Annotated in this window: 20 protein-coding genes and 3 rRNA genes; 5 read left to right on the plus strand and 18 right to left on the minus strand. The window is 68.6% G+C overall.

Features of this window, described 5'->3' with window-relative positions:
• Positions 1-273 precede the first annotated feature (273 nt).
• Positions 274-552, minus strand: coding sequence for a glutaredoxin family protein (locus ACTVZO_RS19380; RefSeq protein WP_443299593.1), 279 nt, complete (start codon positions 550-552; stop codon positions 274-276).
• A gap of 80 nt (positions 553-632) precedes the next feature.
• Here ACTVZO_RS19380 and ACTVZO_RS19385 point away from each other — a divergent pair, with 80 nt between their 5' ends.
• From ACTVZO_RS19385 to ACTVZO_RS19395, 3 genes are all read left to right on the plus strand, one after another.
• Positions 633-1,598, plus strand: coding sequence for an HAD family hydrolase (locus ACTVZO_RS19385; RefSeq protein WP_443299594.1), 966 nt, complete (start codon positions 633-635; stop codon positions 1,596-1,598).
• Positions 1,599-2,015: 417 nt separating this feature from the next.
• Entirely contained in the window at positions 2,016-2,831 is an 816-nt protein-coding gene (locus ACTVZO_RS19390) for an ECF subfamily RNA polymerase sigma factor, BldN family (RefSeq protein ID WP_443299595.1), read from the plus strand.
• Positions 2,832-3,067: 236 nt separating this feature from the next.
• Positions 3,068-4,285, plus strand: coding sequence for a DUF5667 domain-containing protein (locus tag ACTVZO_RS19395; RefSeq protein ID WP_443299596.1), 1,218 nt, complete (start codon positions 3,068-3,070; stop codon positions 4,283-4,285).
• A 193-nt stretch (positions 4,286-4,478) separates the two neighbouring features.
• On the opposite strand, the gene ACTVZO_RS19400 is transcribed toward ACTVZO_RS19395, so the two are convergent.
• The 11 genes from ACTVZO_RS19400 to ACTVZO_RS19450 all read right to left on the minus strand — a co-directional run bounded on the left by ACTVZO_RS19400 (position 4,479) and on the right by ACTVZO_RS19450 (position 16,412).
• On the minus strand, positions 4,479-5,459 hold the full coding sequence (locus tag ACTVZO_RS19400; protein ID WP_443299597.1) for a lysophospholipid acyltransferase family protein: 981 nt from the start codon (positions 5,457-5,459) through the stop codon (positions 4,479-4,481).
• Positions 5,459-6,550: an NAD-dependent epimerase/dehydratase family protein gene (locus ACTVZO_RS19405; protein WP_443299598.1), complete on the minus strand. Its 1,092-nt coding sequence runs from the start codon at positions 6,548-6,550 to the stop codon at positions 5,459-5,461. The genes ACTVZO_RS19400 and ACTVZO_RS19405 overlap by 1 nt, the downstream gene beginning before the upstream one ends.
• Before the next feature lie 95 nt (positions 6,551-6,645).
• Complete coding sequence (locus tag ACTVZO_RS19410; protein ID WP_003948845.1) at positions 6,646-6,744, minus strand: 30S ribosomal protein bS22; 99 nt, start codon at positions 6,742-6,744, stop codon at positions 6,646-6,648.
• 121 nt (positions 6,745-6,865) lie between these two features.
• A complete protein-coding gene (locus ACTVZO_RS19415) occupies positions 6,866-7,075 on the minus strand; it encodes a helix-turn-helix domain-containing protein (RefSeq protein ID WP_008738568.1) in 210 nt (69 codons plus the stop codon).
• Between the two features lie 114 nt (positions 7,076-7,189).
• Positions 7,190-8,020 carry a phosphatase gene (locus ACTVZO_RS19420; protein WP_384228976.1) on the minus strand — a complete coding sequence of 277 codons (831 nt, stop codon included), beginning with the start codon at positions 8,018-8,020 and terminating at the stop codon, positions 7,190-7,192.
• A gap of 78 nt (positions 8,021-8,098) precedes the next feature.
• A complete protein-coding gene (locus tag ACTVZO_RS19425; protein WP_443303224.1) occupies positions 8,099-9,247 on the minus strand; it encodes an acetoin utilization protein AcuC in 1,149 nt (382 codons plus the stop codon).
• Positions 9,219-10,457, minus strand: a complete 1,239-nt coding sequence (locus ACTVZO_RS19430; protein ID WP_443299599.1) for an MFS transporter — start codon at positions 10,455-10,457, stop codon at positions 9,219-9,221. Before ACTVZO_RS19430 ends, ACTVZO_RS19425 begins: the two co-directional genes overlap by 29 nt.
• Before the next feature lie 43 nt (positions 10,458-10,500).
• Positions 10,501-11,154 (minus strand): HAD family hydrolase, encoded by a 654-nt coding sequence (locus ACTVZO_RS19435; RefSeq protein WP_443299600.1) that lies wholly within the window; start codon positions 11,152-11,154, stop codon positions 10,501-10,503.
• Positions 11,155-11,287: 133 nt separating this feature from the next.
• Positions 11,288-11,404, minus strand: a 5S ribosomal RNA gene (rrf, locus tag ACTVZO_RS19440).
• Positions 11,405-11,480: 76 nt separating this feature from the next.
• A 23S ribosomal RNA gene (locus ACTVZO_RS19445) occupies positions 11,481-14,604 on the minus strand.
• A 283-nt stretch (positions 14,605-14,887) separates the two neighbouring features.
• Positions 14,888-16,412 (minus strand): 16S ribosomal RNA (locus tag ACTVZO_RS19450).
• The 16S, 23S and 5S rRNA genes sit together here, the layout of an rRNA operon.
• A 928-nt stretch (positions 16,413-17,340) precedes the next feature.
• Here ACTVZO_RS19450 and trpS point away from each other — a divergent pair.
• Entirely contained in the window at positions 17,341-18,339 is a 999-nt protein-coding gene (gene trpS, locus ACTVZO_RS19455) for a tryptophan--tRNA ligase (RefSeq protein WP_443299601.1), read from the plus strand.
• 52 nt (positions 18,340-18,391) lie between these two features.
• Here trpS and proC read toward each other — a convergent pair whose 3' ends face one another.
• From proC to ACTVZO_RS19480, 5 genes are all read right to left on the minus strand, one after another.
• On the minus strand, positions 18,392-19,201 hold the full coding sequence (gene proC / locus ACTVZO_RS19460; RefSeq protein ID WP_443299602.1) for a pyrroline-5-carboxylate reductase: 810 nt from the start codon (positions 19,199-19,201) through the stop codon (positions 18,392-18,394).
• Between the two features lie 118 nt (positions 19,202-19,319).
• On the minus strand, positions 19,320-20,075 hold the full coding sequence (locus ACTVZO_RS19465) for an ABC transporter permease (protein WP_443299603.1): 756 nt from the start codon (positions 20,073-20,075) through the stop codon (positions 19,320-19,322).
• Positions 20,072-20,911 (minus strand): ABC transporter ATP-binding protein, encoded by an 840-nt coding sequence (locus tag ACTVZO_RS19470; RefSeq protein WP_443299604.1) that lies wholly within the window; start codon positions 20,909-20,911, stop codon positions 20,072-20,074. Before ACTVZO_RS19470 ends, ACTVZO_RS19465 begins: the two co-directional genes overlap by 4 nt.
• A gap of 67 nt (positions 20,912-20,978) precedes the next feature.
• Positions 20,979-21,536: a hypothetical protein gene (locus ACTVZO_RS19475; RefSeq protein ID WP_443303225.1), complete on the minus strand. Its 558-nt coding sequence runs from the start codon at positions 21,534-21,536 to the stop codon at positions 20,979-20,981.
• A gap of 80 nt (positions 21,537-21,616) precedes the next feature.
• Positions 21,617-21,919 (minus strand): SH3 domain-containing protein, encoded by a 303-nt coding sequence (locus ACTVZO_RS19480; RefSeq protein WP_443299605.1) that lies wholly within the window; start codon positions 21,917-21,919, stop codon positions 21,617-21,619.
• Between the two features lie 105 nt (positions 21,920-22,024).
• Between ACTVZO_RS19480 and ACTVZO_RS19485 the strand changes: the two genes are divergently transcribed.
• Positions 22,025-24,175, plus strand: coding sequence for a serine/threonine-protein kinase (locus ACTVZO_RS19485; RefSeq protein ID WP_443299606.1), 2,151 nt, complete (start codon positions 22,025-22,027; stop codon positions 24,173-24,175).
• A 101-nt stretch (positions 24,176-24,276) separates the two neighbouring features.
• On the opposite strand, the gene ilvD is transcribed toward ACTVZO_RS19485, so the two are convergent.
• Complete coding sequence (gene ilvD / locus ACTVZO_RS19490) at positions 24,277-26,127, minus strand: dihydroxy-acid dehydratase (protein WP_443299607.1); 1,851 nt, start codon at positions 26,125-26,127, stop codon at positions 24,277-24,279.
• Positions 26,128-26,138: the final 11 nt, after the last annotated feature.

A 26,138-nucleotide genomic window follows, 5' to 3' on the forward strand; every position in this document is an offset into this window, starting at 1 on the left:
GATGCTCCTGCGGGATGAGCGGGGCTGCAGGCGGCCACTTGTCCCAGGACCGCCCCGTCGACAGCAGGCTATGCCTTTGTGAACGCGTGCACAAAGATTGTGTCCATTTTGTCCGACCAAAGTGACCGGGGTCACGCAACCTCGGCACAGAAGAGCAGGACCAACGGCACGCCGAACCCGTTCAAATCCCAAGGGGGGCAAAACCGTACACACTCCTCACAGATACGCCCCCGAGACCGCACAAATCGCCCATGATGGTAACCGGGATACGGGTCAGCTCCCCAATGCCCGCCGCAGCCGCTCCGGGTTCACCCTCCAGAAGGTGTGCTGCTCCCCGTCCACCAGCACCACGGGAATCTGCTCCCAGTGCAGCCGGTAGAGCTCCTCGTCCTGCGAGATGTCCTTCTTCTCCCACTGCGCACCGGTCTCCGCGCAGATCTCCTCGATGACCGCCTGCGCGTCATCGCACAGATGGCACCCCGGCTTCCCGATGAGCGTCACCATCCGCTCGGCGGGACGCTTCTTTTCCTTGCGTCGCAACAAAGGGCTCATGGCCTCATTCTCCCGAAGTGTTAACGCCTCCGTTTCCCACCGGTTCGAGAACTCCCGAACACAGTGGCTATGCTCGCCGCATGGCCGCTCTCGGATGGCTCACCCCCCGTAGACGCTCCGCAAGCGCGCGGAGCGTGCTGGCAGGCGAGGCCTCGGCCGAGGCCGCCCGGAAGACCGCGCTGGCCGAAGCCCCACCGCTCACGGAGCCCGATCTCGACACCGACCTCGACGCCCTCGCGGAAGAAGGGGAAGAGGCGGAGTTCCCCGTCGCGGGCGACGACCTCGCCGCCGCCTTCTTCGACCTCGACAACACCGTCATGCAGGGCGCCGCGATCTTCCACTTCGGCCGCGGCCTGTACAAGCGCGAGTTCTTCCGCCGCCGCGAGCTCGCCCGCTTCGCCTGGCAGCAGGCCTGGTTCCGGCTCGCCGGGGTCGAGGACCCCGAGCACATGCAGGACGCCCGCGACAGCGCCCTGTCCATCGTCAAGGGCCACAAGGTCTCCGAACTGATGGCGATCGGCGAGGAGATCTACGACGAGTACATGGCCGAGCGGATCTGGCCGGGCACCCGCGCCCTGGCCCAGGCCCACCTCGACGCCGGCCAGAAGGTGTGGCTGGTCACCGCCGCCCCCGTCGAAACGGCCACGATCATCGCCCGCAGGCTCGGCCTGACCGGCGCCCTCGGCACCGTCGCCGAATCCGTGGACGGGATCTACACCGGCCGCCTGGTCGGCGAACCGCTGCACGGCCCCGCCAAGGCGGAGGCCGTCCGCGCCCTGGCCGCCGCCGAGGGCCTGGAACTCGAACGCTGCGCCGCGTACAGCGATTCGCACAACGACATCCCGATGCTGTCGCTGGTCGGACATCCGTACGCGATCAATCCCGACACAAAACTGCGCAAGCATGCCCGCACCAACGACTGGCGGCTGCGCGACTATCGGACCGGTCGCAAGGCCGTGAAGGTCGGCGTCCCGGCAGCCGCCGGGGTCGGCGCGATCGCGGGCGGCGCGGCCGCCGCGATCGCCCTGCACCGCCGCCGGAAGTAGCACCGCCGGGCCCCCCGGCCCGGCCGGCGCCCGTACCGCTCCGGGCCCCGCACGGGGGCCGGACCCGGCGCCCCGCCGCTCCGGCCCCTCCCCCGCTCCGGCCCGCGGCCGACCGGGCATTCCCCCAGCCCTACCCCCGGACGGGGCACGGCACTCCGGCCTGCCCGACTCGGTCGCGAGCCCCCATGGAAGCGTCCATTCCGCGCACCCAAGTGATCACCAATCGATCACCAACTGCGACTGAATATGCCCTCGACACGCAACGGAAGTGTCGGAACCGGTGATTTGTGCAACTGGGTGTAGCGCTGCCTGTACGAAGCGTTATTCTCCTCAAACGCATGCCACCGGCCATCTGTCGCCACGACGGGTGAACGGTCCCGCACTGCACGTGATGGAAGCTCTGCCTCTGGGAGTCCCGTGTACCCACCTGTCGGGGTTGACGCCTCGGGCCTGGCTACGCTGCGCGCAACGGTCCTCGACCACCTGCGCGGCTTCGTCCCCACCGCGTACGCCGTCCCCGCCTTCGCCGCCGCGGTCCCTGCCGGCCTCGGCCCGGCCGGTCCTTGCTATGCCCTGACCGACGGCGGAGCGACGGTGGGCAGACGAGGCCGCGCGGCCGGGGGCTCGAACGACGCCGCCGGCACGAGCACCCAGACCACCCCCCGCCGCCCCACCGCGGACAGCGACCAGGCCCGCATGATGGACCTGGTCGAACGCGCCCAGGCCGGAGAGGCCGAGGCCTTCGGCCGCCTCTACGACCAGTACAGCGACACGGTCTACCGCTACATCTACTACCGCGTCGGCGGCAAGGCGACGGCGGAGGACCTCACCAGTGAGACCTTCCTGCGCGCCCTGCGCCGCATCTCGACCTTCACCTGGCAGGGCCGCGACTTCGGCGCCTGGCTCGTGACGATCGCCCGCAACCTGGTGGCCGACCACTTCAAGTCCAGCCGCTTCCGGCTGGAGGTCACCACCGGCGAGATGCTCGACGCCAACGAGGTCGAGCGCAGCCCCGAGGACTCCGTCCTGGAGTCCCTCTCCAACGCGGCCCTGCTGGAGGCCGTACGGAAACTCAATCCGCAGCAGCAGGAGTGCGTGACCCTGCGCTTCCTGCAAGGCCTGTCGGTCGCCGAGACCGCCCGGGTCATGGGGAAGAACGAGGGAGCCATCAAAACGCTCCAGTACCGGGCGGTACGCACGCTGGCCCGCCTCCTCCCGGACGACGCCCGCTGATCCCCTTCCCACATCAACACAAACTCACATACATCCGGTGACCCCTCGATGACGCTGTGGTCCGATCATCCTTCGTCCGTAACCCAAGTGCCGCGACGCTCGTTGTGCGGAATGCAGACCCCCTGTGGACAAGCCCTGCCCGAAGCCGCTCACTCGAAAGTGTGGATGTGCTCAAGGAAGGCAACCTTCCGGACACCCTGGGGAGTCGATCGTCATGACGAGAGGAGGTGCCGCCAGTGATCGCGAACGTGACTCCGCACCGGCGGGCGAACGCCTTCGCCCAGGCCCTGGAGGATCGGACCCCGTCCGACCTTTCGGAACCGGACCCGGCGGCCGAGCAGTCCGAGGCACCTGCCGAACCTGCCGACCACGACCGGCTGTTGGCCCTGGCGAGCGTGCTCGGCGAACGTATGCCGCGCCCAGTGCTGGACCCAGAGGTCAAAGTGGTGCAGCGAGCCCAGCTCGTTGCCGCCATGGAGGCCATGGTGCTGGAGGAGAGGGCCGGGGGCGGTGCCGCCTCGGACCCTCAGGTGCCCGAACAGCGGACCGGCCGCGGCGCCCACCGGGCGACCTCGCTCCGGAAATTGCGGCCCCGCTCCCGCTGGTCCAAGGGCATCGCAGCAGGCGGTCTCACCGTAGGTGTGGCCGCGGGGGCCTTCAGCGGTGTGGCCGCTGCCAGTTCCGACGCCCTGCCCGGTGACCACCTGTACCCCGTGAAACGGGGCATGGAGGACCTGAAGCTCGGGATGGCCGACGGCGATTCGGACCGGGGCGAGCTCTATCTCGACCAGGCCTCGAACCGCCTCTCGGAAGCCCGCAGGCTGATGGAGCGCGGCCGGGGCGGCAACGTGCTGGACCACGAGGTCCTGGGCGAGATCCGCCGAGCACTGGCGGGAGTGAAGCACGACGCGGAAGAGGGCCACCGGCTCCTCCAGGCGGCCTACGAGCGGAACGGCGAGCTCGGCCCGATCCAGGCCCTGTCCTCGTTCTCCCGCTCCCACCGCGACGCGTGGGGCAAGCTCAAGGAGAGGCTGCCCGCGCAGCTCACGGACGTGGGAGGCGAGGTGGAGTCGGTCTTCCAGGCCATAGACGAAGACGTGGCGCCGCTCCAGGGCCTGCTCCCCAAGCCACCCGAGCAGACCCGCGGCTCCGGCTCCCCCGGCACCCCGGCCAAGCCGGGCACCCCGAGCGGCAAGCAGCAGTCCACCCCGGCCTCCGGCACCCCGTCGGGCAACAGCCCCGCGTCGCCGTCCCCCTCGGGCAGCAGCAGCAAGCCCGAGACCCCGGGCGGCCTCCTGGGCGGCACGGGCGACCTGCTGAACCCGCCCGCGGGCCAGTCCGCACCGCCCTCCCCGGGCACCGTGGACCAGCCCAGGCCGGACATCACCCTGCCGCCCCTCCTCCCGGGCCTCCTACCGGGCCTGGGCATCAACGCGGAGGACGCGGAGCAGTAGGACGGCGCGGGGCGGGGCTGCTCATCACAGCCCCGCCCCGCGCACACGGTCGGAAGAGGACGGACCTCAGAAGAACACGGACCGCCGCTGCACCAGCAGCTTGGCCCCTCTGTCTGCTGACCTCGCACCGCTTCGCGAGCTTCGGCCAGCTGCGCCGGGCTCCGTCCGCCGAGCGCCCGCGGCCCGGTCCGCCCTAGAAGAACACGGACCGCCGCTGCACCAGCAGCTTGTACAGCGTGTGCTGGATCTGCTCCCGCACCTGGTCCGTCAGGTTGAACATCAGCATCGGATCGTCGGCCGCCTCCGCCGCATACCCCGCGGTGGAGATCGGCTCGCCGAACTGGATCGTCCACTTCGTCGGCAGCGGCACCGCCCCCAGCGGCCCCAGCCACGGGAACGTCGGCGTGATCGGGAAGTACGGGATCCCCAGCAGCCGCGCGAGCGTCTTCGCGTTGCCGACCATCGGGTAGATCTCCTCCGCCCCCACGATCGAGCACGGCACGATCGGGGTGCCCGCACGGAGCGCCGTCGACACGAACCCGCCCCGCCCGAAGCGCTGCAGCTTGTACCGGTCCCCGAACGGCTTCCCTATCCCCTTGAAGCCCTCGGGCATCACCCCGACCAGCTCCCCGGCCTCCAGCAGCCGTTGGGCGTCCTCCGCGCACGCCAGGGTGTGGCCGGCCTTCCGGGCCAGCTCGTTGACCACCGGCAGCATGAACACCAGATCCGCCGCGAGCAGCCGCAGGTGCCGCTGCGCCGGGTGGCGGTCGTGCACGGCCACCTGGAGCATCAGCCCGTCCAGCGGCAGCGTCCCGGAGTGGTTCGCCACGATCAGCGCACCGCCCTCCGCCGGGATGTTCTCGATGCCCTTGACCTCGACCCGGAAGTACTTGTCGAACAGCGGCCTCATCAGGGACATCAGGACCTGGTCCGTCAGCTCCTTGTCGTAGCCGAACTCATCGACGTCGTACTCCCCGGTGACCCGACGCCGCAGGAACGCCAGCCCGCCCGCGATCCGCCGCTCCAGGCCACCGCCCGCGGGCTCCGGCTCCGCCGCCGGAACGGGCACCGTCGGCTCCGTCTCCGGCTCGGGAGCGGACACCGCCCGGACCCTGCGGGGCGCCCGCCGGCGCGGCCGGTCCTCGTCGAACGGAATGACCTTGGCGTCCGCCACTATCGCTTCGCTCCTTCAACCGCTTCCACGTCGACATCCCGGCCGTCGACCTCCCGGCCGTCCACCTTCAGCACGGCCGCCACCCGGTCCACGGCCCGCGCCGCCCGCGCCGGGGGCAGCAGCCCGCCCCCGCGGCTGCGCGCGAAGTCCGCGAAGGTCTCGGCGGTCGTGTACACCGGCTCGAAGCCGAGCACGTCCCGCATCTGCGAGGTCTCCACGACCCGGCCGTGCGTCAGGAGCCTTATCTGCTCCGGGGAGAAGTCCGTGATCCCGACCGCCCGCAGCGCCGACCCCACCCACGTCACGGCGGGCAGCAGCAGCGGCAGCGTGGGCCGCCCCAGCCGCCGCGAGCACTGCGACAGCAGCAGTACGCCGTCACCCGCGATGTTGAAGGTCCCGCTGTTCAGCGTCCCCCGCCGCGGCTCCTTCGCCGCCAGCCGCAGCACGTCGAGCACATCGTCCTCGTGGACGAACTGCAGCCGCGGGTCGTAGCCCAGCACGGTCGGCATCACGGGGATCGAGAAGTACTCGGCGAGCGCCGAATCGGCGAAGGGCCCCAGGATGTTCGCGAACCGCAGCACGCACACCGCGACGTCCGGCCGCCGGCGCGCGAAGCCCCGTACGTAGCCCTCGACCTCGGCGGCGTCCTTGGCGAACCCGCCCGCCGGCAGCGACTTCGGCTGCGTGGTCTCGGTGAAGACGGCCGGATCCCGCGAGGTGCCCCCGTACACGCTGGTACTGGACTTCACGACGAGCCGCCGGACCGTCGGTGACTTCTGGCAGGCCCCGAGGAGCTGCATCGTCCCGATGACGTTCGTTTCCTTGACGGTGCTGTGCGCCCCGCCGGTCCCCACGCTGCCTCCGGTCACCGCCAGATGGACGACCGTGTCCACGGCGTGCTCGGCCAGCACGCGGGCGATCGCCGACTGCCTGATGTCCGTACGGACGAACTCGGCCGATCCGAGCCGGTGCGGCGGAGTCACCGCGTCGACCGCGATCACCCGCTCGACATCCGGGTCGCGCTGGATGCGGCGCACGAAGCGGCCACCCAGCTGCCGGGCAGCCCCGGTGACGAGTACGACCTTCCCCACGAGCTCAGCGCCTCCCTCGAAGAAGTCCCCCGGCTGCACCGCAGCCCCTCCACCAGAATGGTGGAGGGGCTGCGGAGAACACGTACAGCTGCCGTTTACTTCTTGTTACGGCGCTGGACGCGGGTGCGCTTGAGCAGCTTGCGGTGCTTCTTCTTAGCCATCCGCTTGCGCCGCTTCTTGATAACAGAGCCCACGACTACCCTCGCTCACTTCTCTTCATTCGGTGCGGGGCGTCGGGGCCCACACGACCTACGTCGGCCTAGCCTACCGTCCCGAGCTCCGAGCTTGTAATCCGAGGGCATGCCGAGGTCAGTCTCAGGCCGACTCCACCCCCACATAGGACTCTCGGAGGTACTCGTGAACCGCGTTCTCGGGGACCCGGAAGGACCGGCCCACCCGGATTGCGGGCAGATGACCGTTGTGCACCAAGCGGTACACGGTCATCTTCGACACTCGCATCACCGAGGCAACCTCCGCCACGGTCAGGAACTGAACCTCACTGAGAGGCCTCTCGCCAGCAGCCATGACACACCTTGACCTTCCGCGCATGACGGGCACCGGCTTCCCCTCCGGTTACTCCTCGTCGTCGCACGCTCACTCCCCAGAGTAGGGGCGCGTGATACGAGTGGGGAAGAGGAGCTACGGCCACTCCTGCCACCCCGACAGACTGGCCCGATTGAGCACATAGCGAGTAAGCGGTCGGTAGTAGTCCGCACGCACCGCGTCATCGATCGGCACGGCCACCGCGACCCGCCCCTCGGCCTCGCCGACGAACAGCGCGGGATCGTCCGTATCCGCCAGCCCGATCGCCTCCACACCCAGCTGACCAGCACCGCAGACCCATCCGTGATCCCCCACGACCAACTCCGGCAAGGGCCCGCCGGCCTCCGCCAGGGCCCCCAGCGCGAGCCGGACGGGCAGCGGCGAATGGGAGTGTGCGCCGGTGGCACTCCCCGGTGACCGCACGCCGGGCTCCCGCACCAGTGCGACCCCCCGTACGTAATCGATGCTGTACGTGCGTACGCCGAACCGGGTCGCCATGTCGACGCTCACCCCCTGCGCCGGGGTGAGGACAACACAGCCCGCCGCCGACATCGCCTCGGCCAACCCGGCGTAGAAACCCAGGAGCCGGTGCGGATGCCCCGTCCCGAACAGCACCGGGGAGCGCGCCCCGACCGCCGCCCGCAGCCGTCCGGCGAACGCCTCCAGCGCCTCCATGGTCCGCTCCGGATCGATCACGTCCGGGCCGCTGACGTGCGCCGGGTCCGCCGACACACCGCACTTGTCCGCCATCAGCCTCAGCAGGTCACCCTCGCCCCACGCCCACTCGGGATCCAGCCCGAGCAGCACCCGTGGATCACCCGCCGCGAACAGACGGTAACTGCGCAGGCTCTCCTCCCGGGAGGTCGCGATGGGCCCGGCCAACCGGGCGGCCAGCAGATGCGCACGCAGCGCGGCGGAGCTCAACACCCTCCGATGCTGCCCCACCACACCTGGCGGATCATCAATTCAGGAGAACCGCCCCACAGTTGGCGTAACGATGCATCGTCAGGTCAGCATTCCGCGCAGCGGGAACACCGCGCGCCGGGTGGCGAGGACGGCCTGATCCGTACGGTCCGCCGGGTCGTAGCCCGCGTCCCAATCCCGCCACTCCACGTCACGGCCGTCCGTCATCCGGGCCGGCGCCAACTGCCGCGTCCGCGCGTACACCTCGTCCCGCCACGACGCCGGGACCGCCGTCGCCGGGTCGATCGGCCGGTGCGCGGCGATCGCCACCAGATGCGTCCACGACCGCGGCACGACGTCCACCACCGCGTACCCTCCGCCGCCGAGCGCCAGCCACCGCCCGTCCGCGTGCTCGTGCGCCAGCCGGTGGCAGGCCTCCTGGACGGCGCGCTGCGCGTCCAGGGACACCGCCAGGTGCGCGAGCGGGTCCTCGAAGTGCGTGTCCGCCCCGTGCTGGGTCACCAGCACTTGCGGCCGGAAGTCCGCCAGCAGCTCCGGCACCGTCGCGTGGAAGGCCCGCAGCCACCCCTCGTCCCCGGTCCCGGCCGGCAGCGCGACGTTCACCGCCGAACCCTCCGCCGCCGCACCGCCCGTCTCCTCCGGCCAGCCGGTCTGCGGGAACAGTGTCCGAGGATGCTCGTGCAGGGAGACCGTCAGCACCCGCGGGTCGTCCCAGAAGGCCGCCTGCACGCCGTCCCCGTGATGGACGTCCACATCCACGTACGCGACCCGCTCGGCCCCCAGCTCCAGCAGCCGGGCGATGGCCAGCGCCGCGTCGTTGTACACGCAGAAACCGGCAGCCCCGCCCGGCATCGCGTGGTGCAGCCCGCCCGCGAAGTTCACCGCGTGCCCGGCCTCGCCCCGCCACACCGCCTCCGCGCCCGCCACCGACTGACCTGCGATCAGCGCGGACGCCTCGTGCATCCCGTGGAACGCCGGATCGTCCATGGTCCCCAGCCCGTACGAACCGTCGGCGACCCCCGGATCCGCGGACACCTCGCGCACCGCGGCGACGTAGTCCTCCCGGTGCACGAGCCGCAGCGTCGACTCCCCGGCCGCACTGGCCGCCCGTACCTCCAGGGCCCGGTCCAGCCCGAAGGCGCGCACCAGGCCCATGGTCAGCGCCAGACGCACCGGATCCATCGGATGGCTGGGCCCGAAGTCATACCTCGTTACCGCCTCGTCCCACATCAACAGCCCGGTCATCGGCTCGCCGCTCATGCCCGACACCGTATCGGGCCGCCTCCCGCGGTCCGAACGAGCGGGCGTAGAACAGGGTGATCAGCACGAGGACCATCGGCACGAGCATGGCGCCCCGGTAGCTCCACGCGTCCCCGATCGCGCCCACGAGCGGCGAGCCGATCAGGAAGCCGACGTAGTTGAAGATGTTCAGCCGGGCTATCGCGGTGTCCGAACCGCCCGGGAACAGCCTTCCCGCGGCCGCGAAGGTCTGCGGCACGATCACGCACAGCCCGAGCCCCAGCATCGTGAAGCCCAGCATCCCCACCCACGCACCCGGCGCCGCCGCGACGACCGCGAACCCGCCGGCCGCGACCACCGTCCCGCCCCGCACCACGGCCGCGGCCCCGAAGCGCCGCACGCCCAGGTCCCCGACGGCCCGCCCGATCAAGGTGGTGACCATGTAGACGTTGTACGGGACGGTCGCCAGCTGCTCGGAGCTGCCCAGCACGTCCTGAAGGTACTTGGCACTCCAGTTCGCCACCGTCGAGTCCCCGATGTACGCACACGCCATCACCAAGCACAGCGGCAGCAGCAGCTTCGCGCCGCCGGCCCCGAGACCCTTCTCCCCGGGCCCCTTCTCCCCGACCGCCTCGAAGGGCGCGTCCACGTACCTCCGGCCGCCCAGCAGGACCAGCGGCACCAGCACCGCCACGGCCGGCAGGTAGCTCAGGAACAGGTCCAGATGCCAGTGCGCCCCGGCCCACGCGGCCGAGGCACCGACGATCCCCCCGAGGCTGTAGGCCGCGTGGAAGCCGAGCATGATGCTGCGCCCGTACTCCCGCTGGAGGCTGACCCCGAGCATGTTCATCGAGGCGTCCAGCGCACCCACCGCCAGCCCGAACACCCCCAGGGCCACCGCCACGTGCCACATCTGACTGCCCGTTCCGACGCCGAGCAGCGCCAGCAGCACCACGGGCTGCGCCCACCGGAGCACGGTGCTGGGAGCCACCCGCTTCACCAGGTGCTCGGTGGCCACGCTCGACACCCCGGCGAGCACCGGGACGGCGGCGAGGAAGGCGGGCAGCAGCCCGTCGGATATCCCGTACCGGTCCTGGATGGCCGGGATCCGGGTCACGAGCAGCGCGAAGGCGACGCCCTGCGCGAAGAAGCTGAGCCCCAGGGCACCGCGGCCGCGCCGCAGCCGTACGTCAACCGTCATGGCGGGTCAGCGTAGGCCCCGTGGCTACCGGTGGGTAGAGCGATCACACGGGCAGTTGCAGGAGCCCCGGCAGTTGCTTCATGTCACCGAAGTACGCGGTGGCCCCGGGGAGCCGCTCGGCGGGCAGCATCGCCGTGAACGCGAACACGTCCATCCCCGCGGCCACGGCGGCCTGGATGCCCAGCGGGCTGTCCTCGATCACGACGCACCGCGCGGGCTCCACGCCCATGGCCCGGGCCGCGTGCAGGAACAGATCGGGCGCCGGCTTGCCTTGGCCCACGTCCTGGGAGCTGAAGATCCACTCCTCTTCGAACCATCCGTCGAGCCCGGCCACCCGGTGTCCGACGCGGATCCGCTCATGACTTCCGGAGGAGGCCAGGCAGTATCCCGTCCCGTGGGCGGTCAGCTCTCCGAGCACCTCCTCGACCCCGGGCACCGGCCGCAGCTCCCGCTCGAAGCCGGCGACGGTCCGCTCGTGCAGCGTCGCGTCGAAGTCCTCCGGCAGCCGCTGCCCCGTCCGCTCGAGAACGAGGTCGTGCACCCGGTGCACGGCGGATCCCATGTAGTCGCGGAGCGAGTCCTCGTACGAGGTGGGGTGCCCGAGCTCGCTCAGGTACCCGGCGAGGATGCTGTTGGCGAGCGGCTCACTGTCCACCAGCACGCCGTCGTTGTCGAAGATGACGAGGTCATAGCCCATCCCCCAACCCTACGAGCCGTCAACCCGGATCCACGGTTACCCCATGCCGGGCATCCGACGGATTCTGCCGGTGAACGCAGAAAAGCCCCGCATCGAACCCATAAGGATTCGATGCGGGGCTTCCGCAATGATTGTTCGGCGGCGTCCTACTCTCCCACAGGGTCCCCCCTGCAGTACCATCGGCGCTGAAAGGCTTAGCTTCCGGGTTCGGAATGTAACCGGGCGTTTCCCTAACGCTATGACCACCGAAACACTATGAAATTTGAACGCTGGCATGAACACAGCTGTTCGTTATTTCAGAACTAACACAGTGGACGCGAGCAACTGAGGACAAGCCCTCGGCCTATTAGTACCAGTCAGCTTCACCCGTTACCGGGCTTCCACATCTGGCCTATCAACCCAGTCGTCTACTGGGAGCCTTACCCTCTCAAGGAGGTGGGAATACTCATCTTGAAGCAGGCTTCCCGCTTAGATGCTTTCAGCGGTTATCCCTCCCGAACGTAGCCAACCAGCCATGCCCTTGGCAGGACAACTGGCACACCAGAGGTTCGTCCGTCCCGGTCCTCTCGTACTAGGGACAGCCCTTCTCAATATTCCTACGCGCACAGCGGATAGGGACCGAACTGTCTCACGACGTTCTAAACCCAGCTCGCGTACCGCTTTAATGGGCGAACAGCCCAACCCTTGGGACCGACTCCAGCCCCAGGATGCGACGAGCCGACATCGAGGTGCCAAACCATCCCGTCGATATGGACTCTTGGGGAAGATCAGCCTGTTATCCCCGGGGTACCTTTTATCCGTTGAGCGACGGCGCTTCCACAAGCCACCGCCGGATCACTAGTCCCGACTTTCGTCCCTGCTCGACCCGTCGGTCTCACAGTCAAGCTCCCTTGTGCACTTACACTCAACACCTGATTGCCAACCAGGCTGAGGGAACCTTTGGGCGCCTCCGTTACCCTTTGGGAGGCAACCGCCCCAGTTAAACTACCCATCAGACACTGTCCCTGATCCGGATCACGGACCGAGGTTAGACATCCAGCACGACCAGAGTGGTATTTCAACGGCGACTCCACAACCACTGGCGTGGCTGCTTCAAAGTCTCCCACCTATCCTACACAAGCCGAACCGAACACCAATATCAAACTGTAGTAAAGGTCCCGGGGTCTTTCCGTCCTGCTGCGCGAAACGAGCATCTTTACTCGTAGTGCAATTTCACCGGGCCTATGGTTGAGACAGTCGAGAAGTCGTTACGCCATTCGTGCAGGTCGGAACTTACCCGACAAGGAATTTCGCTACCTTAGGATGGTTATAGTTACCACCGCCGTTTACTGGCGCTTAAGTTCTCAGCTTCGCACGCCCGAAAGCGCACTAACCGGTCCCCTTAACGTTCCAGCACCGGGCAGGCGTCAGTCCGTATACATCGCCTTACGGCTTCGCACGGACCTGTGTTTTTAGTAAACAGTCGCTTCTCGCTGGTCTCTGCGGCCACCCCCAGCTCACGGAGCAAGTCCGATCACCAGTGATGGCCCCCCTTCTCCCGAAGTTACGGGGGCATTTTGCCGAGTTCCTTAACCATAGTTCACCCGAACGCCTCGGTATTCTCTACCTGACCACCTGAGTCGGTTTAGGGTACGGGCCGCCATGAAACTCGCTAGAGGCTTTTCTCGACAGCATAGGATCATCCACTTCACCACAATCGGCTCGGCATCAGGTCTCAGCCTTATATGAGGGACGGATTTGCCTACCCCTCGGCCTACACCCTTACCCCGGGACAACCACCGCCCGGGCTGGACTACCTTCCTGCGTCACCCCATCGCTTACCTACTACAAGTCTGGTTCGTCGGCTCCACCACTTTCCTTTCCCCGAAGGGTCCGGAACGGCTTCACGGACTTAGCATCGCCTGATTCGATATTGGGCGTTTCAAAGCGGGTACCGGAATATCAACCGGTTGTCCATCGACTACGCCTGTCGGCCTCGCCTTAGGTCCCGACTTACCCTGGGCAGATCAGCTTGACCCAGGAACCCTTAGTCAATCGGCGCACACGTTTCTCACGTGTGTATCGCTACTCATGCCTGCATTCTCACTCGTGAACCGTCCACAACTAGCTTCCGCTGCTGCTTCACCCGGCACACGACGCTCCCCTACCCATCACAGCAGGCGTTGGCCCTATTGCTGCAATGACACGACTTCGGCGGTACGCTTGAGCCCCGCTACATTGTCGGCGCGGAATCACTTGACCAGTGAGCTATTACGCACTCTTTCAAGGGTGGCTGCTTCTAAGCCAACCTCCTGGTTGTCTCTGCGACTCCACATCCTTTCCCACTTAGCGTACGCTTAGGGGCCTTAGTCGATGCTCTGGGCTGTTTCCCTCTCGACCATGGAGCTTATCCCCCACAGTCTCACTGCCGTGCTCTCACTTACCGGCATTCGGAGTTTGGCTAAGGTCAGTAACCCGGTAGGGCCCATCGCCTATCCAGTGCTCTACCTCCGGCAAGAAACACACGACGCTGCACCTAAATGCATTTCGGGGAGAACCAGCTATCACGGAGTTTGATTGGCCTTTCACCCCTAACCACAGGTCATCCCCCAGGTTTTCAACCCTGGTGGGTTCGGTCCTCCACGAAGTCTTACCTCCGCTTCAACCTGCCCATGGCTAGATCACTCCGCTTCGGGTCTAGAGCGTGCAACTCAATCGCCCTATTCGGACTCGCTTTCGCTACGGCTTCCCCACACGGGTTAACCTCGCTACACACCGCTAACTCGCAGGCTCATTCTTCAAAAGGCACGCAGTCACGACCCATTGGGTAAACCCAATGAGCGACGCTCCCACGGCTTGTAGGCACACGGTTTCAGGTACTATTTCACTCCGCTCCCGCGGTACTTTTCACCATTCCCTCACGGTACTATCCGCTATCGGTCACCAGGGAATATTTAGGCTTAGCGGGTGGTCCCGCCAGATTCACACGGGATTTCTCGGGCCCCGTGCTACTTGGGAGATTCTTAAGCAAGCCGCTGATGTTTCGTCTACGGGGGTCTTACCCTCTACGCCGGACCTTTCGCATGTCCTTCGACTACATCAACGGTTTCTGACTCGCCGACCGGCCGGCAGACCGATCAAAAGAATTCCCACAACCCCGCATGCGCAACCCCTGCCGGGTATCACACGCATACGGTTTGGCCTCATCCGGTTTCGCTCGCCACTACTCCCGGAATCACGGTTGTTTTCTCTTCCTGAGGGTACTGAGATGTTTCACTTCCCCTCGTTCCCTCCACACTGCCTATGTGTTCAGCAGTGGGTGACAGCCCATGACGACTGCCGGGTTTCCCCATTCGGACACCCCCGGATCAAAGCTCAGTTGGCAGCTCCCCGGGGCCTATCGCGGCCTCTCACGTCCTTCATCGGTTCCTGGTGCCAAGGCATCCACCGTGCGCCCTTAAAAACTTGGCCACAGATGCTCGCGTCCACTGTGTAGTTCTCAAACAACGACCAGCCACCCATCACCCTGCACTCCGAAGAGAACAAGTTCACTGGGGCCGGCACTGAAGACATGACCATACGGCCGTACCTTCAGGACCCAACAACGTGCCAAGCATCTTCGTTCGTCCATCTCCTCTTTCCACGCCGAAGCAGTACTCGAGAACCATCAGACCGAAGATGCCAACTAATCAACGTTCCACCCATGAGCTGACCGTGCAGAACATTTGCCTGCAATCGGTACTGTGCTCCTTAGAAAGGAGGTGATCCAGCCGCACCTTCCGGTACGGCTACCTTGTTACGACTTCGTCCCAATCGCCAGTCCCACCTTCGACAGCTCCCTCCCTTACGGGTTGGGCCACCGGCTTCGGGTGTTACCGACTTTCGTGACGTGACGGGCGGTGTGTACAAGGCCCGGGAACGTATTCACCGCAGCAATGCTGATCTGCGATTACTAGCAACTCCGACTTCATGGGGTCGAGTTGCAGACCCCAATCCGAACTGAGACCGGCTTTTTGAGATTCGCTCCACCTTGCGGTATCGCAGCTCATTGTACCGGCCATTGTAGCACGTGTGCAGCCCAAGACATAAGGGGCATGATGACTTGACGTCGTCCCCACCTTCCTCCGAGTTGACCCCGGCGGTCTCCTGTGAGTCCCCATCACCCCGAAGGGCATGCTGGCAACACAGGACAAGGGTTGCGCTCGTTGCGGGACTTAACCCAACATCTCACGACACGAGCTGACGACAGCCATGCACCACCTGTATACCGACCACAAGGGGGGCACTATCTCTAATGCTTTCCGGTATATGTCAAGCCTTGGTAAGGTTCTTCGCGTTGCGTCGAATTAAGCCACATGCTCCGCTGCTTGTGCGGGCCCCCGTCAATTCCTTTGAGTTTTAGCCTTGCGGCCGTACTCCCCAGGCGGGGAACTTAATGCGTTAGCTGCGGCACCGACGACGTGGAATGTCGCCAACACCTAGTTCCCAACGTTTACGGCGTGGACTACCAGGGTATCTAATCCTGTTCGCTCCCCACGCTTTCGCTCCTCAGCGTCAGTAATGGCCCAGAGATCCGCCTTCGCCACCGGTGTTCCTCCTGATATCTGCGCATTTCACCGCTACACCAGGAATTCCGATCTCCCCTACCACACTCTAGCTAGCCCGTATCGAATGCAGACCCGAGGTTAAGCCTCGGGCTTTCACATCCGACGTGACAAGCCGCCTACGAGCTCTTTACGCCCAATAATTCCGGACAACGCTTGCGCCCTACGTATTACCGCGGCTGCTGGCACGTAGTTAGCCGGCGCTTCTTCTGCAGGTACCGTCACTTTCGCTTCTTCCCTGCTGAAAGAGGTTTACAACCCGAAGGCCGTCATCCCTCACGCGGCGTCGCTGCATCAGGCTTTCGCCCATTGTGCAATATTCCCCACTGCTGCCTCCCGTAGGAGTCTGGGCCGTGTCTCAGTCCCAGTGTGGCCGGTCGCCCTCTCAGGCCGGCTACCCGTCGTCGCCTTGGTGGGCCATTACCCCACCAACAAGCTGATAGGCCGCGGGCTCATCCTTCACCGCCGGAGCTTTCAACCCCCGCCCATGCAGGCAGGAGTGGTATCCGGTATTAGACCCCGTTTCCAGGGCTTGTCCCAGAGTGAAGGGCAGATTGCCCACGTGTTACTCACCCGTTCGCCACTAATCCACCCCGAAGGGCTTCATCGTTCGACTTGCATGTGTTAAGCACGCCGCCAGCGTTCGTCCTGAGCCAGGATCAAACTCTCCATGAATGTTTACCCGTAATCGGGTGCACACATCACGTAGAGCGGGACGATCATGTCGGAATAAGACCGACCGTCCACTGCGTCCTCGCTGTGTAATTGCCTGCAAGCACTCCACAAGGAAGCCTCACAGGTCTTTTTCAAAGGAACCTCGATCCACCGAAGTGGAACGGGGTATCAACTTCTGGCGTTGATTTTTGGCACGCTGTTGAGTTCTCAAGGAACGGACGCTTCCTTTGTACTCACCCTCAGTAACACTTACTGGGGCTTTCCTCCGGGCTTTCGTTCTGTCGTTCTTGCGTTTCCGACTCTATCAGACTCTTTCGGGCCCGACTTCCTCGGTGCTTTCCAGGTCCTGCGCTTTTGCGCTTTCCCTTTCCGGCGATTCCGACTCTATCAGATCCATTCGGGCCTGACCCCCAGTCAGTGGGGTTTGCCTTCTGGGCTGTTGGGCCCTTCCGGCGAGTGAGACAGTAGCGGATTCCTTGCCCCCGAACCTAATCGGCGGCGGCGTCCTCGGACGCGGATTCCTCATTCGCAAATACGCATGAAAACGGGACGACAAAGTCAGTCGTTCGTTCGAATGTGTAGTGCGGGATGGTCGTCCGGGGACCGACCGGGGTCGGCGCTCACTTCGGACAACTCGAAGAACCTTACGGATCGGGCACACCTGTGTCAACCCCCGGCTGACCGGCCGCGCGGGCCGCTCGAACTTCACGGCGTCTTCATCCCGTTCCGTCTACGCTGGGTCCATGACTACGCATGCGCTCACGCTCGACCTGCGTTGGTGGCCCGCCTGACGGCGGCCGACTGCAACGCGAGCACGCATGCGCTCACGGCCGCCGCTTCGGCGGCCGTTTCGTTTTCTCCCCTCCCGGGAGTGGCTCGGTCGCCCGTCGCGGCGGCCCGGAACCACTCACACAAGGGAGAGCGGGACATGACGAGGATCTTCAGCGGGGTCAAGCCGACCGGGCACCTGACGCTGGGCAACTACCTGGGCGCCGTTCGGCAGTGGGTCGCCGCCGAGCAGGCGCCGGACGAGGCCCTGTTCTGCGTCGTCGACCTGCACGCGCTGACCGTCGAGCACGAGCCGGCGCGCGTACGGAGGCTCAGCCGGCAGGCTGCGACGCTGTTGCTCGCCGCCGGGCTGGATCCACAGCGGTGCACGCTGTTCGTGCAGAGCCATGTCGACGAGCACACCCGGCTCGCGTACCTGCTGGAGTGCACCGCCACCGACGGCGAGCTGCGCCGGATGATCCAGTACAAGGAGAAGGCGGCGAAGGCGCAGGCCGCCGGGGACGGCGTACGGCTGTCGCTGCTCACCTATCCCGTGCTGATGGCCGCCGACATCCTCGCGTACCGGACCGACGAGGTGCCGGTGGGTGAGGACCAGCGGCAGCACGTCGAGCTGACCCGCGATCTGGCCGTGCGCTTCAACCAGCGGTACGGGCACACCTTCACGGTCCCCGAGGCCACGCACCCGGCGGTGGCCGCCCGGGTCATGGACCTCCAGGAGCCGACCTCGAAGATGGGGAAGTCCGACGCGAACGGCACCGGGATCGTCTATCTGCTCGACGAGCCGGGGGCCGTCCGCAAGAAGGTGATGCGCGCGGTCACCGACAGCGGGGACGGCGGGGTGGTCTACGACCGGGAGTCGCGGCCCGGGGTCGCGAACCTGCTCGACGTCCTGGCCGCCTGTACCGGCGGGGACCCCGTGCGGCTGGCCGCGGACTACACCGGGTACGGGGCGCTGAAGCGGGACGTCGCCGACGCGGTGGTCGAGCTGCTGCGGCCGGTGCGGGAGCGGCATGCCGAGCTGGCCGCGGATCCCGCCCAGGTGGACAAGGTGCTGCGGGAGGGTGCGGGGCGGGCCCGGGAGCTGGCGCGGCCGGTCGTCGACCGGGCGTACGAGGCCATCGGGCTGCTCGCACCGTGAAGGGGAGGGCAGCCTCCGGCGAGCGGTGGCTGCCCGTACCCCGACGCGTCGGTCAGCTGTTGCCGGAGGCGAGCTCGCGGCTGCGGTCGCGGGCCGCTTCGAGGGCGGCGATCAGGGCGGCGCGGACGCCGTGCCGTTCGAGCTCGACGATCGCGTTGATGGTCGTACCGGCCGGGGAGGTGACGGCCTCGCGGAGCTTGACCGGGTGCTCGCCGCTGTCGCGGAGCATCACGGCGGCGCCGATGGCGGCCTGCACGATCAGGTCGTGGGCCTGGGCGCGGGGCAGGCCGAGCAGGATGCCGGCGTCGGTCATGGCTTCCACGAGGAAGTAGAAGTACGCGGGTCCGGATCCGGAGAGGGCGGTGGCCGCGTCCTGCTGGGACTCGGGGACGCGCAGGGTCTTGCCGACTCCGCCGAAGATCTCCTCGGTGTGGAGGAGGTGCGCGGCGGTGGCGTGGCTGCCGGCGGAGATGACGGACATGGCCTCGTCGACGAGGGCGGGGGTGTTCGTCATGACGCGGACGACGGGGGTGCCGGGCGCGAGCCGCTCCTCGAAGAAGGAGGTCGGGATGCCGGCGGCGCCGCTGATGACCAGGCGGTCGGCGGGGAGGTGCGGGGCGAGCTCTTCGAGGAGCTTGCCCATGTCCTGCGGTTTGACGGTGAGGATGAGGGTGTCGGCGCGCTTGGCCGCCTCGGCGTTGCTGACGGCCTCTACGCCGTAGCGGGCGTGGAGCTCCTCGGCGCGTTCCGCGCGTCGGGCGGTGACGAGGAGCTTGGAGGCCGGCCGGCCGCCGCGGATCATCCCGCTGAGCAGGGCCTCGCCGATCTTGCCGGTACCGAGGACTGCGACTGTCTGGGTCATGCCCGATTCACCTCGCCGAACGCGCTGCGTATGACTGCGTACGGGATCATCCTTGCACTCGGGCCGGTGGGCCGGGCGGGGTGTCCGGTCCGTGGGCGGCCGGGGGCGGGCTGCGGGGCTACGGGGTCCGGCGGCGGAGGGTGGCCGCGCCGAGGGCGAGGACGAGCAGGGCGCAGGCGGCGACGATGACGGCGTCGCGCACGAAGTCGGCGGTCATGTCGGTGTGGGTGAGGACCTGGGTCATGCCGTCGACCGCGTAGGACATGGGCAGGACGTCCGAGAGGGTCTCGAGGACGGGGTGCATGGTGTCGCGGGCCGCGAACAGGCCGCACAGGAGGAGCTGGGGGAAGATCACCGCCGGCATGAACTGGACGGCCTGGAACTCGGAGGCGGCGAAGGCGGAGACGAAGAGGCCGAGCGCGGTGCCGAGGAGCGCGTCGAGGAGGGCGACGAGGAGCAGCAGCCAGGGGGAGCCGACGACGTCGAGGCCGAGGAGCCAGAGGGCGAGCCCGGTGGCGAGCAGGGACTGGACGACGGCGACGGCTCCGAAGGCGAGGGCGTAGCCGGCGATGAGGTCGCCCTTGCCGAGCGGCATCGCGAGGAGCCGTTCCAGGGTGCCGGAGGTGCGCTCGCGCAGGGTGGCGATGGAGGTCACCAGGAACATGGTGATGAGGGGGAAGATCCCGAGGAGTGACGCGCCGATGCCGTCGAAGGTGCTCGGGCTGCCGTCGAAGACGAAGCGGAGCAGCGTCAGCATCAGTACGGGGACCAGCAGCATCAGCGCGATGGAGCGCGGGTCGTGGCCGAGCTGGCGCAGGACGCGGCCGGCGGTGGCGGTGGTGCGGGCGGCGTTGATCGAGGACGTGGCGCTCATCGCTGCGGCTCCCTGTCGGCGGTGGCGGTGGCGTGGGCCTTGGCGGTGGCGTTGGCCTCGTCGACGAGGCGGAGGAAGCCTTCCTCGACCGTGGCGGAGCCGGTGCGGGTGCGCAGGGCCTCGGGGGTGTCCTGGGCGAGGATGCGGCCCTCGCGCATGAGGAGCAGGTCGTGGCAGCGCTCGGCCTCGTCCATGACGTGCGAGGAGACGAGGATCGTGGCGCCGCGGCTGCGGGTGATCTCGTGGAAGAGGTTCCAGAGGTCGCGGCGCAGGACGGGGTCGAGGCCGACGGTGGGTTCGTCGAGGACGAGGAGCTCGGGGGTGCCGAGCAGGGCGACGGCGAGGGAGACGCGGCTGCGCTGGCCGCCGGAGAGGTTCCCGGCGAGGGCGTCGGTGTGGGTGGTGAGGTCGACGTCGGTGATGGCCTGGCGTACGGCGGCGGTGCGTCGGCCGGCGGCGGCGCGGCCGGGGTCGAGGACCGCGGCGAAGTAGTCGAGGTTCTGCCGGACGGTGAGGTCGTCGTAGACGGAGGGCGCCTGGGTGACGTAGCCGATGCGGGAGCGGAGCCCGGGGTGGCCGGCGGGGTGGCCGAGGACGTCGAGGGTGCCGGTGACGCGGGCCTGGGTGCCGACGATGGCGCGCATGAGGGTGGACTTCCCGCAGCCGGAGGGGCCGAGGAGGCCGGTGATGCGGCCGCGGGGGACGTCGAAGTCGATGCCGTCGAGGACGGTGCGGGGGGCTCGGCCCGTGCCGCGGCGGACGGTCAGGCCGGCGGCGTGCACGGCGGGCGCGGTTTCCGGGGCTCCGGGGGCTTCTGGAGGCGGGTTATTCATCATGTGATGAATAATGCTCCTGGCTGTGCCGGGCGTCAATCGGCGGGAGGAAAATCCGGTCCGGTCCTGCCTACTTCTTGCGCTTGGGGCGGCGCGCGGCCGGGTTGCCGGTACGGGAGCTGCGGCGACGGGCGAAATCGGCCACGGCACGCTCGTACTCGGCGCGGCGCAGCTTCTCGCCCGGGGCCTCGACGAGGCAGCGGAGGAAGTACGCGATGAGGGAGCCGATGAAACCGATCGCCTTCAGGCCCTTGAGGGCGGCCTCGTCGGAGGAGGGGGCCGGGCGGCGGCTGAAGGACTCCCAGGTCTTCGCGAAGGCGATGGAGCTGGAGATCGCGAAGAGGACGACGACGGAGATGCTGAGGAAGGGGCCGACGTTGCCGAGCTCCAGGCCCTCGTAGGAGAGGCGCAGCAGCACCGCCGCGGCGACGGCGGTGACCAGCGAGCCCGCGGCGACGGCGGCGCGGCGCAGGCCGTAGCCGCCGTCGTGGTTCAGCCAGGTGGTGCCGAAGAACCGGATCGGCTCGGGCTCGGGTCCGGCGGCTACGGCCGGGGCGGGGGCCTCGGCGGGGGCCTGGGCCGGCTCGGCGGGGGTCTGGTCTCGCTGGTCGTCGCTCACATCGGCGATTATCGCCCGCCGGGCCGGACGGGCCGGCTGTGTCTCACGTGTCAGACGGGCGTGGCCCGCGCCCCGGTCGGCCGCGGCCCTCAGCCGCAGTGCGCGGCGACGTAGCCGTCGCTGCCCGTCTTGACGTACGCGTCGGAGACGAACTGGCCGTTGCCGACGCAGTCCCACAGGTTCGTGGTGCCGTACGGGCCGGAGACGGTGGTGCCCGCGCACTGGCAGCGGATGGTCACCCGGGCTCCCAGCGGCAGGACGGCGACGACGGGGTATCCGGTGCCCGGGCCGCTGCGCACGTTGAGCTGGACGCCGGGTGCGACCGGGTAGGACTTGTAGCCGGAACCTCCGGAGAGGGTCTGGGCCTCGTTCACTTCGTTCTCAACCGACATCGGAAATCTCCCCCTTGAGCATGACGCTCTGCAACTCGCGCAGGGTAGCAGGCCCTTACCGCTTCATATGCGCCATCGACTAGGCTCCGGCGGGGGTGGTCGGCAGTGCACTCACTGCGCGCGGAACGGGCCGGATTTCCGGAGTACGCCGGGCAGTACCGGCTGGAATCCGTCCTGGGTTCCGGTGGCATGGGCGTGGTTCATCTGGCCACCTCCGCGTCCGGACTGCGGCTGGCGGTCAAGGTCGTCCACGCGCAGCACGCGATGGATCCCGAGTTCCGGGCCAGGTTCCGCCAGGAGGTCGCGGCCGCCCGGCGGGTGAGCGGCGCGTTCACCGCGCCCGTCGTGGACGCGGACCCCGATGCCGAGCGGCCGTGGATGGCCACCCTGTTCATCGACGCCCCCACCCTCGCCGAGCAGGTACGGGAGGCGCCCCTGGGCCCCGGTGCGCTGGCCAGGCTCGGCGCGGGGCTGGCGGAGGCGCTGCGGGACATCCACCGCGCGGGTGTGGTGCACCGGGACCTCAAGCCCAGCAACGTGCTGATGGCCCCGGACGGGGTACGGGTCATCGACTTCGGGATCTCGCGGCCGGCCGACAGCGATCTGCGGACCGAAACCGGCAAGCTGATCGGGACACCGCCGTTCATGGCGCCCGAGCAGTTCCAGCGGCCGCGGGAGGTCGGACCGGCGGCGGACGTGTTCGCGATGGGGGCGGTGCTCGTCCACGCGGCGACCGGCCGCGGCCCGTTCGACTCCGACAGCCACTACCTCGTCGCCTACCAGGTGGTGCACAGCGAGCCGGACCTGGCCGAGGTGCCGTCCTCCCTCGCCCCGGTCATCGCGCGCTGCCTCGCCAAGGACCCCGCCGACCGGCCGACCCCCGACGCCCTGCTCGGAGAGCTGCGGGCCGCCGCGTACCCGACGGGCGAGGAGACCCGCGCCTTCATACCGCAGCCGCGGCGGCCGGTCTCGGCGCCGCCCCCGTCCGCCGACGACGCCACGCACCGGCGCGTACGGATCACCGGCGCCCCGGAGGCGCGGCGGCGGCCGCGCCGGCCCGCCCTCGCGGCCGTCCTCGCGCTGCTGCTCACGGGCGGGGCCGCGGGAGCGTACGCGGGGTTCGCGGACGACGGGGACCCCGCGGGGCGCACGGCGCCGGGGCCGCAGGGCCCGGCCGCGGCTCCGGCTTCGCCCGTGCCGTGGTCGGCCCCGCTCGGCGACCGCGGTCCCGGGAACACGGTGTCCGCGTGCGCGGCGGCCGCCGGAGCGCTGTACTGCTCGACGCCGGGCCTCGCCGCGGCCCGGCTGGACCCGGCCGACGGCGCCCTCGCCTGGTCGTTGCCCGCACCGGGCACGGGTGCGCGTACGCCGGGCGCCACCGCCATCGCGCCCGTCACGAACGGCGGGCTCGTCCTGGCCGTGACCCCCGGCAGCGGACTGCTCCAGGCGCTGGACCCGGCGACGGGCGTACCCCGGTGGAAGAAGGACGTCGCGCGGAACGCGACCGTGCTGCCCGCCGGCCCGAAGGTGCTGGCCGCCGGGGCGGACGGGACCGTCACGGCGTTCGACGCGGCCACCGGCGCCGCGAGCTGGAGCAAGCGCCTGGGACGGACGGGGTCCGTGTGGCTCACGGGTCCGGGCGGGCCGGACGGCGGCCTCGACCTGTACGTGTCCACCCGCGCCGACGACGGCACGTCCTCGCAGCTCTCGGCGGTCGACCCGGCGGACGGCTCGGTGCGCTGGCAGCTGCGCACACCGGGACTGCTCAAACCGGTGGGCGTGGCCCAGGGCGCTCTGCACCTGCTGGCCGGCGATCTGCAGGGGATGTCCGTCGCGGTCGTGCGCGTCGACCTCGCCACGCGGGCGGTCCGGCGCACCCCGTTGTCGGTGCAGCAGTTGCAGGCCGAGGCGGCCGTGGGACCGGACGGGGTCGTGTACCTGATCGGGATCTCGGGTGCGCTGACGGCGGTCGCCGGGGAGAAGGAGGCGTGGCGGCTGGAGACGGCGGTGGCCGCGGCGTCGCGGCCGGTGGTCGACGGCGGGCGGGTGTTCCTGATGGCGGCCGACGGCCGGCTGATCGCGGTCGACGCACGGGCCGGGCGGCTGGTCGGGCAGACGGACCCCCGGATGGGGACGGGCCAGGGCACCTACACGGCCACGGTCCCCGCGCCCGTGGTGGCCGACGGGCGGGTGTTCGGGAGTGCCCCCGACGGGTCCGTGTTCGGGGTGGCCGCCGGGGATCCCGCGGCGTGGTGAACGCGCGGCGCCCCCCCGCCGGGGATCCCGCGGCGTGGTGAACGCGCGGCGCCCCCGCACCGGAGGGTGCGGGGGCGCCGCGGGATGCCGTGCGTGCGGTGTCAGCCCAGGCGGGAGACGTCCCGGACGGCGCCCTTGTCGGCGCTCGTGGCCATCGCAGCGTAGGCGCGCAGGGCCGCGGAGACCTTGCGCTCGCGGTCCTTCGGGGCGTAGACGCCGCCGAGGGCCTCGTGGCGGGCGGCGAGGGTGGCCTCGTCGACCAGCAGTTCGATGGACCGGTTCGGGATGTCGATGCGGATCCGGTCGCCGTCCTCGACGACCGCGATGGTGCCGCCCGAGGCCGCCTCCGGGGAGGCGTGGCCGATGGACAGGCCCGAGGTGCCGCCGGAGAACCGGCCGTCCGTCACGAGCGCGCAGACCTTGCCCAGGCCGCGGCCCTTGAGGAAGGAGGTCGGGTAGAGCATCTCCTGCATGCCGGGGCCGCCGCGCGGGCCCTCGTAGCGGATCACGACGACGTCGCCCGGCTTGACCTCCTTGCGGAGGATCTTGTCTACGGCCTCGTCCTGCGATTCGCAGACGACGGCCGGCCCCTCGAAGGTCCAGATCGACTCGTCGACGCCGGCCGTCTTCACGACGCAGCCGTCGAGCGCGATGTTGCCGCGCAGCACGGCCAGGCCGCCGTCCTTGGAGTACGCGTGCTGCACCGAGCGGATGCAGCCGCCCTCGGCGTCGAGGTCGAGGGTCTCCCAGCGCTCGGACTGGGAGAAGGCGCTGGCGGAGCGCTTGCAGCCGGGGGCCGCGTGCCACAGCTCCATGGCCTCCTCGGAGGCGGTGCCGGAGCGGGCGTCCCACTTCGCGAGCCAGTCCTCCAGGCCGTCCGAGTGGACGGTGGTGACGTTCTTGTTGAGGAGTCCGCCGCGGTGCAGCTCGCCGAGGATGGCGGGGATGCCGCCGGCCCGGTGGATGTCCTCCATGTAGTACGTGCCGCCGGGCGCCACGTTCGGCGCGACCTTGGACAGGCACGGGACGCGGCGCGAGACCTCGTCGATGTCGGTGAGGTCGTAGTCCAGGCCCGCTTCCTGCGCCGCGGCCAGCAGGTGCAGGATCGTGTTCGTGGAGCCGCCCATGGCGATGTCCAGGGCCATGGCGTTCCCGAAGGCCTCGCGGGTGGCGATGCTGCGCGGCAGGACGGAGTGGTCGTCCTGCTCGTAGTGGCGCTTGGTGATCTCGACGACCGTGCGGCCGGCCTCCTCGTAGAGGGCGCGGCGGGCGGTGTGGGTGGCCAGGACCGAGCCGTTGCCGGGGAGGGCCAGGCCGATGGCCTCGGCGAGGCAGTTCATCGAGTTGGCGGTGAACATGCCGCTACAGGAGCCGCACGTCGGACAGGCGTTCTCCTCGATCCGCAGGACGTCCTCGTCGGAGACGTTCTCGTTGGAGGCGTCGACCATGGCGTCGATCAGGTCGAGCTTGCGGACGGTGCCGTCGACGAGGGTGGCCTGGCCGGCCTCCATCGGGCCGCCGGAGACGAAGACGACCGGGATGTTGAGGCGCATGGCGGCCATCAGCATGCCCGGCGTGATCTTGTCGCAGTTGGAGATGCAGATCAGGGCGTCGGCGCAGTGGGCCTCGACCATGTATTCCACGCTGTCCGCGATGAGGTCGCGGGAGGGCAGCGAGTACAGCATGCCGGCGTGGCCCATGGCGATGCCGTCGTCGACCGCGATGGTGTTGAACTCGCGCGGGATGGCTCCGGCGGCGCGGACGGCGTCGGAGACGATCCGGCCCACCGGGGCGAGGTGCGTGTGCCCGGGGACGAACTCGGTGAAGGAGTTGGCGACCGCGATGATCGGCTTCCCGATGTCCTCGCTCGCTACGCCCGACGCACGCATAAGGGCGCGTGCGCCCGCCATGTTGCGGCCGTGGGTGACGGTGCGGGACCTCAGCTCGGGCATCGGGTTCACTC

It is taken from the genome of Streptomyces sp. IBSNAI002 (assembly GCF_052244475.1).
Taxonomy (GTDB): domain Bacteria; phylum Actinomycetota; class Actinomycetes; order Streptomycetales; family Streptomycetaceae; genus Streptomyces.

Excerpts from the sequence above, each read along its gene's own strand:
- ACTVZO_RS19380 (WP_443299593.1), bottom strand. The coding sequence starts at position 552 with ATGAGCCCTTTGTTGCGACGCAAGGAAAAGAAGCGTCCCGCCGAGCGG.
- ACTVZO_RS19385 (WP_443299594.1), top strand. The coding sequence starts at position 633 with ATGGCCGCTCTCGGATGGCTCACCCCCCGTAGACGCTCCGCAAGCGCG.
- ACTVZO_RS19415 (WP_008738568.1), bottom strand. The coding sequence starts at position 7,075 with ATGGCTGCTGGCGAGAGGCCTCTCAGTGAGGTTCAGTTCCTGACCGTG.
- ACTVZO_RS19425 (WP_443303224.1), bottom strand. The coding sequence starts at position 9,247 with ATGTGGGACGAGGCGGTAACGAGGTATGACTTCGGGCCCAGCCATCCG.
- ACTVZO_RS19430 (WP_443299599.1), bottom strand. The coding sequence starts at position 10,457 with ATGACGGTTGACGTACGGCTGCGGCGCGGCCGCGGTGCCCTGGGGCTC.
- ACTVZO_RS19435 (WP_443299600.1), bottom strand. The coding sequence starts at position 11,154 with ATGGGCTATGACCTCGTCATCTTCGACAACGACGGCGTGCTGGTGGAC.
- trpS (WP_443299601.1), top strand. The coding sequence starts at position 17,341 with ATGACGAGGATCTTCAGCGGGGTCAAGCCGACCGGGCACCTGACGCTG.
- proC (WP_443299602.1), bottom strand. The coding sequence starts at position 19,201 with ATGACCCAGACAGTCGCAGTCCTCGGTACCGGCAAGATCGGCGAGGCC.
- ACTVZO_RS19465 (WP_443299603.1), bottom strand. The coding sequence starts at position 20,075 with ATGAGCGCCACGTCCTCGATCAACGCCGCCCGCACCACCGCCACCGCC.
- ACTVZO_RS19470 (WP_443299604.1), bottom strand. The coding sequence starts at position 20,911 with ATGATGAATAACCCGCCTCCAGAAGCCCCCGGAGCCCCGGAAACCGCG.
- ACTVZO_RS19480 (WP_443299605.1), bottom strand. The coding sequence starts at position 21,919 with ATGTCGGTTGAGAACGAAGTGAACGAGGCCCAGACCCTCTCCGGAGGT.
- ilvD (WP_443299607.1), bottom strand. The coding sequence starts at position 26,127 with ATGCCCGAGCTGAGGTCCCGCACCGTCACCCACGGCCGCAACATGGCG.